Source organism: Candidatus Thiothrix phosphatis (assembly GCF_035668035.1).
In the GTDB taxonomy this organism is placed as follows: domain Bacteria; phylum Pseudomonadota; class Gammaproteobacteria; order Thiotrichales; family Thiotrichaceae; genus Thiothrix; species Thiothrix phosphatis.
This window is the reverse complement of sequence record NZ_JAYMYJ010000016.1, coordinates 1-13,886: the sequence shown is the minus strand read 5'-3', so window position 1 is coordinate 13,886 and position 13,886 is coordinate 1. Positions and strand designations below refer to the sequence as shown.

Genomic DNA, 13,886 nt, shown 5'->3' with positions numbered 1-13,886 from the left:
CACCGCTGTAGCCGCCGCCATAGCTGCCGCAGCTGCTGCCGCCACCGTAACTGCCGCCGCCATAGCTGCCACTGCCGCCGCAGCTGCCGCCACTACCGCTACCGCCAATGCTTCCACAGAAGCTACCGCACAAGTTGCCGATGGCGGACAGGCAGCCGCTCAGGAAACCACCGCCGCTACCGCTGCGGCTGCCGCAGCCTGAAGAGCTGGAGCCGCCGCCGTAGCTGCCGCCGGAACTACATGAAGAAGAGCCGCTTGAGCCGTATGAGTATGAACCGCCTGAAATACCGGTAAGGCACATGATATTACTCCTTTTGACTAGTGAAAAAATTCTACTTGCCTGATTGGACTATATTTTTTAAGACCTTTGCATGTGGCCAGCAGAAACAATGCGATGGATACCTTGCCACCGCGTCCAATGCTGTTCCAGTATGCCTATTTTCATCCAATTAAAATGGGATGAGCGTTAAAACATTGCCTACCAGCGGCCAAACGGCATACGATACAATGCTTGAGTTTTTTCACCATGGTATTGTCCTATGGGCCTAGCCAAACGCATTATCCCTTGCCTTGATGTGGACAATGGCCGCGTCGTCAAAGGTGTGAATTTCGTTGACATCCGTGATGCGGGTGATCCGGTGGAGATCGCCGCCCGTTACAATCGTGAAGGCGCTGATGAAATCACGTTCCTCGACATTACTGCCAGTTCCGACAACCGCGACACTATTGTGCATATGGTGGAGTCCGTCGCCTCGCAAGTGTTCATCCCCCTGACCGTTGGTGGCGGCATCCGCAAACCGGAAGATGTGCGGCGGATGCTGAATGCTGGTGCCGACAAGGTTGGGATCAACACCGCCGCAGTGTTCAATCCGGAACTGGTCAAGGAGTGCACTGATTATTTCGGTTCCCAATGTATCGTGGTCGCCATTGATGCCAAACGCGTGAATGAGCCTGGGGAGCCTGACCGCTGGGAAGTCTTCACACATGGTGGGCGCAAGCGCACCGGCATCGATGCCGTTGAGTGGGCGCAGAAAATGGCGGATTACGGCGCTGGCGAATTGCTCGTCACCAGCATGGATCGGGACGGCACCAAAATCGGCTTTGACCTGGGCTTGACCCACGCCATTACCGAACGGGTGAATATCCCGCTGATTGCGTCCGGTGGCGTCGGCAATCTGCAACATTTGGCGGAGGGCGTGCTCAAGGGCGGTGCGGATGCGGTGCTGGCGGCGAGCATTTTCCATTTCGGCGAATACAGCATTGGCGATGCCAAGCGTTTCATGGCGGCGCAAGGCATTGAGATGAGGCTGTAATGGCTGCGCCGTCACAGATTCAAGCCCGTTACGTCGAAGAGGAAGACCGGATTTTGCTGCGCATCAACACTGTGGCGGATGAGGAGTTCCGCTTCTGGTTGACGCGCCGTTTCCTGCGGCGTTTGTCGCCGGTGTTGCAGGAAGGGCTGATGTCTTCCCCAACGGCCAGGCAACAGCTGGATTATGTTTCGCGCCAGGCCGTGATGGCTTTTGAGCATGAACGGGCGCAGAGCAAGGCGGAATTCAACAGCCCGTTCCGGGAAACCGGCAAGCTGCCGTTGGGCACGGATCCCCTGCTGATCGTCCGGGCCGGTTTCCGGAACTTGGAGGGTGGCGGCTTTTCTGTTGCGCTGAAAAACGGCGACAGCAAAGGTATTGACCTGACGCTGACCAGCGATTTGTTGCATTTGGTTTGTAAGCTGCTGGACGATGCCGCCCAGAAATCCGGCTGGGACATACCGGCGCTGTTGCAAGGGGTGGGCGATGCTGCCGCCCCGGTTACGGCTTCCCGGCTGAATTAAGCAACGTTAACTGTTTTTGTGTGACTTCCTTTATATAATCTTCTGCATGATGAACGATAACGCTGATGTACTCGCCCAACTCGCCGCTGTGTTGGAGGCCCGCAAGCAAGCAGGGCCGGATAGCTCCTATGTCGCCAAGCTGTACCATAAAGGGCTGGACGCCATCCTGAAAAAGGTTGGGGAGGAAGCCACCGAAACGGTCATGGCGGCCAAGGATGGCGACAAAGACAAGATAGTGTATGAGGTCGCCGATTTGTGGTTTCATACACTGGTATTACTGGCTCACCAGAACCTGCGCCCAGAGGATGTGCTGAATGAGTTGGCACGTCGTTTCGGCGTTTCGGGGTTGGCGGAAAAGGCCAGTCGGCAACCATAACTGGAAGGACATAAAACATGCATTTTAGCCCACTGCAACTCATCCTGATCCTCGTCATCGTGGTCTTGTTGTTTGGCACCAAAAAGCTGCGCAACATGGGCGGCGATTTGGGCGAGGCGTTCAAGAACTTCAAGAAGGCGGTGAAAGATGAAGATGAGGCCGCCCCACCCAAAATTGACCAGCAGGCCAGCCAAACAGGGCGGGTGATTGATTCGGAAGCCAAGGAAAAGGACAAGGTTTAGGTATAGGCCTGAGCGATGTTTGAAAGCAGTTTTCTCGAAATGCTCGTCATTGGCGTGGTCGCCCTGCTGGTGATTGGGCCTGAACGCCTACCGGCAGTTGCGCGCACTGTTGGTGTCTGGGTGGGTAAGGTGCGCCGTTTTGTCGCCAAAACCAGGGCGGATATTGACCGGGAGCTGCATACCGAAGAGTTGCGCAGTATGTTGTTTAAACAGGAAGAGGAATTGCGCAACCTGCGGGATATGATGGAAGGCAAGGCCGAATCAATCCGTAAGGAATTCAAGGAACTGGAAAAGCATGACAAACCCGAATGACGCCCAGGAAACCGGGTTTAAAGCTTTTCTGGAGCATTTGATTGAATTGCGCGACCGGTTGTTGCGTATTGTTGTTGCGATAGTTGTTGTTTTCATCCTGTTATCCCCTTTCGTGCAGACGCTGTATAACTGGTTGTCTGATCCATTGGTTAAACAGTTGCCGCATGGCGATAAGCTGATTGCCATCGGGGTGGCGGCACCGTTCCTGATACCGTTCAAGCTGGCGTTGCTGGTGGCTTTCCTGTTGACCCTGCCGTACACCTTTTATCAGATCTGGGGGTTCGTGGCACCGGGCTTGTATCAGCACGAAAAACGCCTGATCACCCCGTTATTGGTGTCCAGCGTTGGCTTGTTTTACGCGGGGATGGCATTTGCCTACTTCGTGGTGATCCCGATGATTTCCCGTGCGGCGGTGGCGTTTGCCCCCAGCAATGTCACGCCGACACCGGACATTGCCGCCTACCTGGATTTCTCAGTGGCGATGTTCCTTGCTTTCGGCCTGAGCTTTGAGACCCCGGTCGCCACCATCCTCCTGATCAGCATGGGTATTGTCAGCGTGGAGGCGCTGGTCAAGGCCAGGCCCTACATCATTGTGGGTGCCTTCATCATTGGCATGTTCCTGACGCCGCCGGACGTGATTTCACAGACCTTGATGGCGGTTCCAATTTGGCTGTTATTTGAGCTTGGCCTAGTGCTGAGTCGTGTCTTTAACCGGCATCTGGAGCGTTTCAGGACGGAAAAGGCCGAGCATGAAACGCAGGGGTACGGGCGGGGGGCTAGCAACCTGCCGGTGGCGGCGGGAGCCGCTGCTGCAACCGCAGCAGCAACGCCAGTTTGGGAGGATGAGCAGTATGTGGCGGAGGAAACTGTCCCTGTGCAATCCACCGATGATGAAGCATACCGGCCTATGACCGAAGAGGAAATGGAGGCGGAACTTGAGCGCCTTGACGAAGAGTTCAAGCAGATGGAAGATCGTTTCAAGGACGGGAAAAAGCAGGATGACGCCTCAGATTGAGGAGGCGTCCAGCATTTTGTCCCGGTTTTCTGGTGCCAATGGGTCGAATACGTCGCGGAAACTGGCGTAATTGGCTCCGGCCAGCACAGGGATCAACGCCAAATAGCCCAAGCCGAAGGCAAACGCCGCCATCATCCCCAGCCCGAGGATCATGGCGGCGAAAACGGTCAGGGGTGCAATGTTTTTCAGGCAAGCCAACAGGCTGGTGGTGATGGCGTCCAATGGGTCTAGGTCTTCAAACACCACCAGCGGCGTGGCGTAAAAGAAAGCCATCAGGACAACGCTGCTGACGCCCATTTGCAATAACAGGCCGATAGGGGAGGATTCCGCCAGGCTCACCAGCGCTGCCCCCACCTGTGCGCCACTGCTTGGCATGTATAGCGCCTTCAGGATTTCGGCGCTCAACGGGTAGAATAAGGCCAGCAGCAACACGGTTCCCACCATCATCGCCGCCCCCAATATCAGCAAGGGTTTGCGGAAACGTTCATCGTTGAATCCCGCCAGGATGTCTTCAACTTGCGCCAGTGAGCCGGTCAGGGATTTGTGGGCGGTCACCAGCAGCCCTGCCAGCAACAGCGGAACAAACAATAAAATCAGCGGGAGGCCGATGAATGGCAGCATCCCTAACAGCATCACTACCAGCAAAAATAGGATGGACAGTGCCAACCAAGCGCCCAGGTTGTTTTTGAATCCATACCAGCCCGCCCCAATCCAGCTAAAGCAGCGTCGAAATTCAACTAATTGTATGTTCATTGAGCAGCCCTTCTGGTGAAAGTTATTGTTATTACTAAGATTAACTTTTCTATGTGACACTTTCTTTACTAACGTAAATCCCTTTAAAAGTCAAATCCAACGGCAAGTTAGCGTATTACCTGTTACAATGCCTGCCTTCACGACGAACTGCATATGACGAGGGCAACCGGTGAAACACGCAAACGTTCCACGCAGTAAAACCATCCTGATCATTATGGATGGGTTCGGGGTCAACCCAAGCAAGCGCTTCAACGCTGTCTATGAAGCCAATACCCCCAATTTTGACCGCTACTTCGGCCAGTACCCGCATACCACCCTACAGGCCTCCGGGCGTGCGGTCGGTTTGCCGGATGGGCAAATGGGCAACTCTGAAGTCGGACACATGACCATCGGTTGTGGTTCCATCCTCAAGCAGGATTTGGTGCGGATTGATGATGCGGTGGAAGACCGCAGCCTATATGAAAACCCTGCGTTGCTGGCGGCGCTGCAAGCAGCCAAGGCGGCTGCCCGCCCATTGCATTTGATTGGGCTGCTGTCTGATGGCGGGGTGCACAGCCACATCAACCATGTGGAAGCGTTGATGCAAGCCTGCCATACCGCCGGGGTCAAAGCGGTGCTGCATGCGGTTACCGACGGACGTGACACTGCGCCTAAAGCTGCCCGTCAGTTTGTCAGCCGTATCGTTGCCACCGCCGCGCAAACCGGGGGTGAAATCGCCACCATCAGCGGGCGTTTCTATGCGATGGACCGCGACAAACGCTGGGAGCGCACCAAACTCGCTTGGGATGCGCTGGTCAACGGCCAAGGCATTGCCGCCGCTGATCCGTTGAGCGCGATTGATGATGCTTACGCCGCCGGTGAAACCGATGAATTCATCAAGCCGCGTATCATGCCGCAGGCGGATTTGATCCAGGGTGGCGATCAGGTGCTGTTCTTCAATTTCCGCAATGACCGCCCACGCCAGACATCTGAAGCATTGGCGATGGCGGATTTCAGTGGCTTTGGGCGGGGAAATTTCCAGCCCGCCAAACTGACCACCATGACGCTGTACGACAGCAAGTACAATGTCCCGGTGCTGTTCCCGCCTGAGCGCCCAACCACCAACTTGGCCCAGACACTCAGCGATGCGGGGGTCAGCCAGTTCCATTGCGCCGAAACTGAGAAGTACGCGCACGTCACATTCTTTTTCAATAGCGGGCGGGAAACGCCGTATGAGGGCGAAGCGCGGTTGGTGATTCCGTCACCCAACGTGGAAACCTACGACCTCAAGCCGGAAATGAGCGCGCCGGAAGTTGCGGATGCGACAGTCGCCGCGTTGGAAAAAGGCGAGTATGGGTTCATTGTTGTGAACTTCGCCAATGGCGACATGGTGGGGCATACGGCGGTCGGCAATGCGGTTGTGCAGGCGGTGGAAGCGCTAGACCGCGAAGTTGGGCGTGTGCTGGATGCGGCGGTCGCGCACGGTTATTCCGTTATCCTCACCGCTGATCACGGCAACTGTGACGAATACATCGACCCGCTAACCGGCGAGCCAAACACCCAGCATACGGTTTACCCAGTACCGTGTCTTGTTATTGATCAAAGCCATTGGCGTTTATCGACCGGTGGCGGCCTCAGTAATCTGGCTCCAACGGTTTTGCAACTGATGGGGTTGCCCAAGCCGGATAGCATGGGTGGCAAATCTTTGTTGCTGGAGGAAATGCCGCGCTGATCCCATTAGCTAGGCATACACGCTTCTGTTCCAGGCTCGTGCTGGAACAGCGTGGCGTGATTGGCGAACCAACGTTGTTGCATGCGCCGCCCCTCTTTTGTCTCGCCATTGCGTTGCAGCATGTCCATGAGTAACGCCAGATTGCGCTGGACAGTGTCCGGCTCCCGGCCCAGGTCGGCGTAGGCGACACTCTGCCGCAAGTGTTGCAACGCCGTTGGGGCATCTCCCTGCTGCAAATGGGCTTCATACAATTGCAGGGACAACACCGCCGCCATTTTCCATTGTTTGTTGTCGACCAACCCCTTCAGGCGGGTTTGTAAGGATGTGATCGCCATTGCGGGTTCAGTTTCCCCCGCAGGATCCGCCACGCCTTGCAGCACCTGCGCAAGCCCCCCTTTTCTGAGCAGTGTTTCATGCAGTTCACTCAACCCGGCGGAATCGCCAAGCTGAAAGGCCTGGAAAAAATACGCCCTGACCGATGTGGGCAAATCCAGCATGTCACCATTGGCGGAAACGGACAGTAAGCCCAGCTCGTGCAAACGTTGCTGGATGCCACGCAGTTTTTGCCCGTTCATGCCGCACAAGGGATGCAGCAGTTTGGGCAGGCGTTTGCAACCGAACAGGCGTTGCCGGAACGATGCGCCCACCACCTCCAATAGGGTTGTGGGGGAAACAGGCCGGTTAAACAGGCTTAACAGGTACAACAGCGCCCTTTCCGGAGTCCTGCCCAGCCAGCTATGGTAAGCGGCCAGCACGCGCCGGGTCGCCCGTCCTTCAGGCTGGAAGTCCAGCAGCATGGGGACGGTGTCCAATTGTGTGAGGTCACCGTTATGCGCCTGCTTGAGGTAATGGGCAAGCAGCGTCAGCGCCAGGGCGTGATTGTCGAAACTGGAGGAAATCCGCTCCAGCTGTTGCGGCTCACCGGAGAACCCTTGCAGGCGGAGGAGTTCTGCGCCATCCATCGCCGTCAGCTCACCCAGCCGGATAATGTGCACATGAGGCGCTATTTCATAGGTAAAAATGATTTCCTCATCAGACAGCAGGATGCACTTTCCCCGCTTGCCGACCGCCATCCGGCGTAAAAATTCATACAGGCAGGGGGAATACATGCCTGTTATGGAGTTTACCGTGATCAGCTTGGCGGGGAAGTTTTCTATAATCAGGCAGCTATCCTGCTGTTGCAGCCGCTCCGCCAACAGCACGGCTTTTTCCCGGCCAGTCAAGTTTTCAGCATGCGCCACATCTAAGCGGTGGAGCAAGGTATCCAGAAATTCCCTGACCCAGCCATGGTGTGCCTGTCTATCCTGTTGCCCGACAGCGGTAGGGAAAACCCAATGGTGTGGCGGTTTGCAGGTGCGTCCGGATACCTCTCCCGACTGTAGCCAATGGGCGAGCAGGGTGGTTTTGCCGGTGCCCGGCGGTGCATGCAGCAGCAATAGGTTGGATGGGCTATGCGCCCAGGTTTTATCCAGTAGCTGCAATTCTTCGGCTCGGCCACACCAAAGAGTGGATCTATCCTGTACAGAAGAAGGATTGTTGTCCTGTGCGGTGGTTTTTTTTCCTTGCATGCCGAAGATCGCCATTATTTTGACTCTGATTCCATGGGTAAAAATAAATATTAGGTATTTTCCTCTGGATTCAGCGGCGCAAGGGGGCCATACCGTGACGACTGGTTGAAAACACAAGGCGAAGTGATCTGCGCCTGTTTTGAAACTGACACTGCCTTCGGCTTGTGATGTAATACCGCTTTCATAAACCCACCCGGACGGCACGATGGAAATACTCGTCAACGGCACCCCGCACCTTATTCCTGCGGACACGACAGTGGCACAGTTGCTGGCGATTCTGGAATTGCAGGGCAAACGGCTGGCGGTCGAAGTCAATCAGGAACTCGTCCCGCGCAGCCAGTTTGACAGTACAGCCCTGAATTCCCATGACGCGGTGGAAATCGTCCACGCCATTGGCGGCGGTTAAAACACAGGAATCACAGTATGCACAATGACACCCTCACCATTGCGGGTAAGGAATACGCCTCACGCTTGCTGGTCGGCACCGGCAAATACAAGGATCTGGCGGAAACCAAAGCGGCCATTGAAGCCAGCGGCGCGCAAATCATCACGGTCGCCATCCGCCGCACCAACATCGGCCAGAACAAGGATGAACCCAACCTGCTGGACGTGATCCCGCTCGACCGTTACACCCTGCTGCCCAATACCGCAGGCTGCTACAACGTGGATGACGCCGTGCGCACCTGCCGGTTGGCGCGCGAACTGCTGGACGGCCACGACCTGGTGAAGCTGGAGGTGCTGGGCGATGAGAAAACCTTGTACCCCGACACCCTCCAGACATTGAAGGCGGCGGAAATCCTGGTCAAGGATGGCTTTAAGGTGATGGTGTACACCAGTTCCGACCCGCTGATTGCCCGCCAGTTGGAAGACATCGGCTGCGTGGCGGTCATGCCGCTGGCGGCACCGATCGGCTCCGGCCTGGGCATCCGTGACCCATACAACATCCTCGAAATTGTCGCCAACGCCAAGGTGCCGGTGCTGGTGGATGCAGGTGTGGGCACGGCTTCCGACGCCGCCGTGGCGATGGAACTGGGCTGCGATGGCGTGCTGATGAACACCGCAATCGCCGCCGCCCGCAATCCGGTGTTGATGGCGTCCGCGATGCAGCACGCGGTCATCGCCGGTCGGGAAGCGTTTCTGGCGGGCAGGATGCCGCGCAAGCGCTATGCGTCAGCTTCCTCGCCAATTGACGGGACGTTTTTCTAAACCATGCAGGCGGCTGAACATCCCCGCACGATCAAAAGCTTTGTCTTGCGGCAGGGGCGTCTGACCAAGGGGCAGGAACAGGCGCTGGAAACCCTGTGGCCGGTGTTTGGCGTCGACATGGCTGACACGCCGTTGGATTTCGCCCGGCTGTTTGGGCGGGCTGCGCCGGTCACGCTGGAAATCGGCTTTGGCAACGGCGAATCGCTGGCGCAGATGGCCGCCGCCGCGCCGGAACGTGATTTCATCGGTATCGAAGTGCATACCCCCGGCGTCGGTCACTTGCTGAAAATCATCGGCGACAATGGGCTGGAGAATATCCGGGTGATGAACAGCGATGCGGTCGACATCCTGCAACAGCGCATTCCGCCTGCCGCGCTGGAGCGGGTGCAACTGTTCTTCCCCGACCCCTGGCACAAGAAAAAGCACCACAAGCGCCGCATTGTGCAAACGGATTTCGTCAAGCTGGTCGCCACCCGCCTGCGCAGCGGCGGCGTGTTGCACATGGCGACCGACTGGGAGAGCTACGCCGGGCATATGGCGCGGGTGATGGATGCCTGCCCGGAGTTCCGCAACCTTGCTGTTGGGTCGCCTTATTCCCCGCGCCCGCCGGAGCGCCCGCTGACCAAGTTCGAAAACCGTGGCCTGAAACTGGGGCATGGCGTCTGGGATTTGCTGTACCAGCGGCTGTGATCCGGGCAGATGCAACCGGCTTCCGCCAAGGGGGAAGACCTTCCACCCCTGGCGGGTGAGGAAGGTCAGGATAGGGTTTCCGCCCGTTACGCCTGCTGCTTGCGGCTGGCCGCTTCCACTGCCGCAAACGCCGCCATGTTCACAATCCCGCGCACGGTCGTGCTTTCGGTCAGGATGTGCGCCGGATAGTTTGTCCCCACCAGCATTGGCCCGACCGGCAGGCCGTCCGCCAGCATCTTGCTCATGTTGTAGGCGATATTGGCGGAATTCAGATCCGGGCAGACCAGCAGGTTGGCTTCGCCCGTGAACGCCGCATTGGGGAACATGCGGTCGCGGACTTCCTGCGACAGCGCCGCATCCACATGCATTTCACCTTCCGCCTGGATATGCGGGTATTTCTGGCGCAACACATCCAGGGCATCACGCATTTTGGCGGAGAATTTGTTCATGCGGCTGCCGAAATTGGAATGCGACAGCAACGCGGCCTTCGGCTCCAGGCCGAAACCGTTCACCAGTTCCGCCGCCAGCGCGGTGATGTCCGCCAGTTGTTCCGGGGTTGGATCTTCGTTCACATGGGTGTCGGTCAGGAAGTAGGTGCCGCGCTTGAGGATCAGCATGGTGACGGCGGCGACATCCTCCAGGCCGGGGCGCGCGCCGATCAGGTCACGCACGTAATGCAGGTGCGAAATGTAATTGCCTTCCACCCCGCAGATCATGGCATCAGCGTCGCCGCAACGCAGCAGCACGGCGGCAATCTGGGTGGTGCGCGCCATCATCACCCGGCGGCTGTAGACCGGGGTCACGCCCTTGCGGCACATCACTGCGTAATGTTCCGCCACATGGCGCTCGAAATCGGGATTGTTGCGCGGGTCAACCACCTGCACGTTTTTGCCGATCTTCAGGCGCAGGTCGTAGGCGTCGATATTGCGCTGGATCAGTTCCGGGTTGCCGAGCAGGATCGGCTGGCAGATGCCGTCGTCGACCAGGATTTGCACCGCATTGATGACGCGCTGGGATTCGCCTTCCGCGAACACAATGCGTTGCGGGTTGCGTTTCGCCCGGTCGAACACCGGCTTCATGGTCATGCCGGAGCGGAACACGAAGCTTTCCAGCTTGCGCTCATAGGCTTCGAAATCGGTGATCGGGCGGGTGGCCACGCCGCTTTCCATCGCGGCTTTGGCGACGCGCGGCGGGATGATGGTCATCAGGCGCGGGTCAAACGGCTTGGGGATCAGGTAGTCGCGCCCGAAATGGAATTCCGCGCCGCCGTAGGCTGACACGACGACATCGGAGGCTTCGCGCATGGCCAAGTCGCCAATCGCCTCCACCACCGCGATTTTCATCGCCTCGTTGATTTCGGTTGCGCCCACGTCCAGCGCGCCACGGAACAGGAACGGGAAGCACAGCACGTTGTTGACTTGGTTCGGGTAGTCGCTGCGGCCCGTGGCGATGATGGCGTCGGAGCGGACTTCGTACACCAGTTCCGGGCGGATTTCCGGTTCAGGGTTGGCCAGGGCGAGGATCAGCGGGTTTGCCGCCATCACTTTCACATGCTCCTGCTTGAGCACGCGCGGGGCGGACAGGCCAAGGAACACGTCCACGCCGTCCATCACATCATCCAGCGTGCGGGCGGTGGTGTCGACGGCGTAGGCGGAATTGTACGGGTTCATCTCGTCGGTGCGGCCTTGGTAGATAATGCCGAAGCGGTCGTTGACGATGATGTTTTCTTTCTTCAGGCCCATTTCTTGGAGCAGGTTCATGCAGGCAATCGCCGCCGCGCCCGCGCCGGAACAGACCAGTTTCACGTCTTCAATGTTTTTGCCCGCCACCCGCAGGCCGTTGCGGATTGCCGCCGCCACGCAGATCGCGGTGCCGTGCTGGTCGTCATGGAACACGGGGATTTTCATGCGCGCTTTCAGGCGTTTTTCCACCTCGAAGCATTCCGGTGCCTTGATGTCCTCCAGGTTGATGCCGCCGAATGTCGGCTCCATCAGGGCGACGGCTTCCACCAGCTTGTCCACGTCGAGGGTGTCCAACTCGATGTCGAACGCATTCACGCCTGCGAACTTCTTGAACAGCACCGCTTTGCCTTCCATCACCGGCTTGGACGCCAGTGCGCCAATGGAACCCAACCCCAGCACCGCCGTGCCGTTGGACACCACCGCCACCAGGTTGCCACGGGTGGTGTAATCGGCGGCAGTGGCGGGGTTGTCGGCAATCGCCAAGCTGGCGGCGGCGACGCCGGGGGAATACGCCAGCGCCAGGTCGCGCTGGTTGACCATATTCTTGGTGGGGGTGACTTCGAGTTTGCCGGGTTGGGGGAACTGGTGGTAATCCAGCGCGGCCTGGTTGAGTTCGTCTTTCATAGCGGTTGTGGTCCTAAAGCGTCGTGATGAATGCAAAAAGCGCGTCTTGGCCGTTTATGGGAAAAACATGCCGACGCCGTCCGGTTTTGCGGTTTTCCAGCTAACTGCGTGATATGGAGAGACTTTATTTATGATAGGGAGCCGATATGCAGCAGGTATAAGGCAAAGGCGGCGGAAAACCGCCACCTTATGGTTGTCTTTTGGCTGGACATCGCTTGTCCCTGAATCTTACCTGATTCTTGTACGATGCGAAAAAGGTTTGTCGTTAACCAAATTAATCAGCATATGACCAAAGATCGACGATTTGCTGGCCAGAAACCGCCAACAGACGGAAGGCGGCGTCTGTCCCCACTTGCCAAACAGGTTGCGCAAGCGCAGCCACTGTTACTGCGTCGGTAGGTTAGGGCAATGGTCGGAGAGACCGTCTGTCTAGGGGGAATCACCACTGGATAGTGCCCTGCTGGGCATTATTTGAATGTCTTTTTTATGATGGGGCCGGTATTTATCCATATTTTTTTGCTATTGGATATTTGCACAATCAATTAATAATTACTGTAAAACCAGGAGATTGTCATGGCAGGACTGGATCAGGAATGGAAAACATGGCTGGACACGAATTTGCAACGCGGCTGTGATGCAGGCGGTTTGTACCAGACTTTGCGCGAAAACGGTTTTGCTGTCGAGAGCATCAGGCAGATGATGAAGGATGCCTTCCCGGAAGGCATTGAAGTTTCCATTGATTCGGCCGTTGATTATGCTGCCTTGGCACAGCTTCCAGAAACAGGCGGCAGGCCAGAAGGTTGGCAACGCTTTGATACACCATTATTGCAACTCTACAGCATTGATAATTTTCTGTCCCCCGAAGAATGTGAGCGGATTATCGCTTTAACAGAAGAAAAATTGCGCCCTTCCGAGGTGACACACAGTAATGGTGACAATGCGTTCCGCACCAGCATGACGTGTGATTTGCATAATCAGGATGACCCTATTGTCCCTTACATAGATGAAAAAATTGCCCGGACATTGGGTGTGCAATTGCCATATTCAGAGGCGATTCAAGCACAGCATTACTCGGTTGGGCAGGAGTTCAAGGCGCATCACGATTATTTTGCGCCAAATATGGATGTCTACCAGGAGTTCACCAGCCAAATGGGGCAGCGTACCTGGACATTTGCTGTCTATCTCAATGATGTTTCGTAAGGGGGAGGGACTTATTTCCCGTATATCAACCACACCTTCTATCCGAAGCAGGGTCAGGCGGTCATCTGGAATAACCTGTACCCTGATGGCACCCCCAATCGCCATACACTGCATCACGGCATGCAGGTGGAAGAAGGGAAAAAAGTCATTATTACCAAGTGGTTTCGTGAAAAAGGCCATGGCGACATGTTCTTTTATACCGATTGAAAATTTTTTGGTATTGGCCGGTAGGTTGTGGCCAGCCTGAGCCGTTAGTGGCTGCTGACTAAGACCGCCTGCAAGTTCAAAACTACCCACCATTTGTCGCCGACAAAAAAGGCTTCCAAAAGGAAGCCTTTTTTTATGCCTGCCCGCAAAGGGTTAACAGGCAATAGCCAGGGTTAGCATCGCTTCGAAGACCGGTGCGGAGCCGGGTGCGGAGCCGGAGTTGGGCATGGCGTTGGAGCCGGGTGCGGGGTCGGAGTCGGGCATGGCTTCGGCGTCGGAGTTGGGGTCGGCGTCGGAGTTGGGGTCGGCGTCGGGGTTGGGGTCGGCGTCGGGGTTGGTGTCGGCGTCGGGGTTGGTGTCGGCGTCGGGGTTGGTGTCGGCGTCGGGGTTGGTGTCGGCGTCGGGG

At 57.0% G+C, this 13,886-nt stretch carries 15 protein-coding genes and 1 pseudogene; 11 read left to right on the top strand and 5 right to left on the bottom strand.

What is annotated here, in order from left to right:
* Nucleotides 1-301, bottom strand: a 301-nt coding sequence (locus VSS37_RS01940) for a hypothetical protein (RefSeq protein WP_324692931.1), incomplete at its 3' end; no start/stop codon positions are given.
* A gap of 238 nt (nucleotides 302-539) precedes the next feature.
* On the opposite strand from VSS37_RS01940, the gene hisF reads away from it, so the two are divergent.
* The 6 genes from hisF to tatC are packed head-to-tail and all read left to right on the top strand — an operon-like array spanning nucleotide 540 to nucleotide 3,779.
* Nucleotides 540-1,313 (top strand): imidazole glycerol phosphate synthase subunit HisF, encoded by a 774-nt coding sequence (gene hisF / locus VSS37_RS01935; RefSeq protein ID WP_324692930.1) that lies wholly within the window; start codon nucleotides 540-542, stop codon nucleotides 1,311-1,313.
* Complete coding sequence (locus tag VSS37_RS01930) at nucleotides 1,313-1,834, top strand: hypothetical protein (protein WP_324692929.1); 522 nt, start codon at nucleotides 1,313-1,315, stop codon at nucleotides 1,832-1,834. The genes hisF and VSS37_RS01930 overlap by 1 nt, the downstream gene beginning before the upstream one ends.
* A 49-nt stretch (nucleotides 1,835-1,883) precedes the next feature.
* The gene (locus VSS37_RS01925; RefSeq protein WP_445971467.1) at nucleotides 1,884-2,210 is read left to right on the top strand and encodes a phosphoribosyl-ATP diphosphatase; all 327 of its coding nucleotides are present in this window, start codon (nucleotides 1,884-1,886) and stop codon (nucleotides 2,208-2,210) included.
* A 17-nt stretch (nucleotides 2,211-2,227) separates the two neighbouring features.
* Nucleotides 2,228-2,452, top strand: a complete 225-nt coding sequence (tatA, locus tag VSS37_RS01920) for a twin-arginine translocase TatA/TatE family subunit (RefSeq protein ID WP_324692927.1) — start codon at nucleotides 2,228-2,230, stop codon at nucleotides 2,450-2,452.
* Nucleotides 2,453-2,467: 15 nt separating this feature from the next.
* Nucleotides 2,468-2,764 (top strand): Sec-independent protein translocase protein TatB, encoded by a 297-nt coding sequence (tatB, locus tag VSS37_RS01915; protein WP_324692926.1) that lies wholly within the window; start codon nucleotides 2,468-2,470, stop codon nucleotides 2,762-2,764.
* Nucleotides 2,748-3,779 (top strand): twin-arginine translocase subunit TatC, encoded by a 1,032-nt coding sequence (tatC, locus tag VSS37_RS01910; RefSeq protein WP_324692924.1) that lies wholly within the window; start codon nucleotides 2,748-2,750, stop codon nucleotides 3,777-3,779. The genes tatB and tatC overlap by 17 nt, the downstream gene beginning before the upstream one ends.
* Here tatC and VSS37_RS01905 read toward each other — a convergent pair.
* On the bottom strand, nucleotides 3,771-4,532 hold the full coding sequence (locus VSS37_RS01905; RefSeq protein ID WP_324692923.1) for a BPSS1780 family membrane protein: 762 nt from the start codon (nucleotides 4,530-4,532) through the stop codon (nucleotides 3,771-3,773). The genes tatC and VSS37_RS01905 overlap by 9 nt on opposite strands.
* Before the next feature lie 169 nt (nucleotides 4,533-4,701).
* Between VSS37_RS01905 and gpmI the strand changes: the two genes are divergently transcribed.
* The gene (gene gpmI, locus VSS37_RS01900) at nucleotides 4,702-6,243 is read left to right on the top strand and encodes a 2,3-bisphosphoglycerate-independent phosphoglycerate mutase (RefSeq protein WP_324692922.1); all 1,542 of its coding nucleotides are present in this window, start codon (nucleotides 4,702-4,704) and stop codon (nucleotides 6,241-6,243) included.
* Between the two features lie 5 nt (nucleotides 6,244-6,248).
* On the opposite strand, the gene VSS37_RS01895 is transcribed toward gpmI, so the two are convergent.
* Entirely contained in the window at nucleotides 6,249-7,811 is a 1,563-nt protein-coding gene (locus VSS37_RS01895) for a hypothetical protein (protein ID WP_324692921.1), read from the bottom strand.
* Between the two features lie 205 nt (nucleotides 7,812-8,016).
* Between VSS37_RS01895 and thiS the strand changes: the two genes are divergently transcribed.
* From thiS to trmB, 3 genes are read left to right on the top strand one after another with little or no spacing between them, the layout of a single operon-like run.
* Nucleotides 8,017-8,217: a sulfur carrier protein ThiS gene (gene thiS, locus VSS37_RS01890; protein ID WP_324692920.1), complete on the top strand. Its 201-nt coding sequence runs from the start codon at nucleotides 8,017-8,019 to the stop codon at nucleotides 8,215-8,217.
* Between the two features lie 17 nt (nucleotides 8,218-8,234).
* Complete coding sequence (locus VSS37_RS01885; protein WP_324692919.1) at nucleotides 8,235-9,017, top strand: thiazole synthase; 783 nt, start codon at nucleotides 8,235-8,237, stop codon at nucleotides 9,015-9,017.
* 3 nt (nucleotides 9,018-9,020) lie between these two features.
* Nucleotides 9,021-9,707 (top strand): tRNA (guanosine(46)-N7)-methyltransferase TrmB, encoded by a 687-nt coding sequence (gene trmB, locus VSS37_RS01880; RefSeq protein WP_324692918.1) that lies wholly within the window; start codon nucleotides 9,021-9,023, stop codon nucleotides 9,705-9,707.
* Between the two features lie 86 nt (nucleotides 9,708-9,793).
* Here trmB and VSS37_RS01875 read toward each other — a convergent pair whose 3' ends face one another.
* Nucleotides 9,794-12,073 carry an NADP-dependent malic enzyme gene (locus VSS37_RS01875; protein WP_324692917.1) on the bottom strand — a complete coding sequence of 760 codons (2,280 nt, stop codon included), beginning with the start codon at nucleotides 12,071-12,073 and terminating at the stop codon, nucleotides 9,794-9,796.
* 645 nt (nucleotides 12,074-12,718) lie between these two features.
* Here VSS37_RS01875 and VSS37_RS01870 point away from each other — a divergent pair.
* Nucleotides 12,719-13,273: a prolyl 4-hydroxylase family protein gene (locus VSS37_RS01870; protein WP_324692916.1), complete on the top strand. Its 555-nt coding sequence runs from the start codon at nucleotides 12,719-12,721 to the stop codon at nucleotides 13,271-13,273.
* Nucleotides 13,274-13,633: 360 nt separating this feature from the next.
* Here the strand turns inward: VSS37_RS01870 and VSS37_RS01865 are convergent.
* Nucleotides 13,634-13,886: pseudogene (locus tag VSS37_RS01865) on the bottom strand (hypothetical protein); the annotation flags it as partial.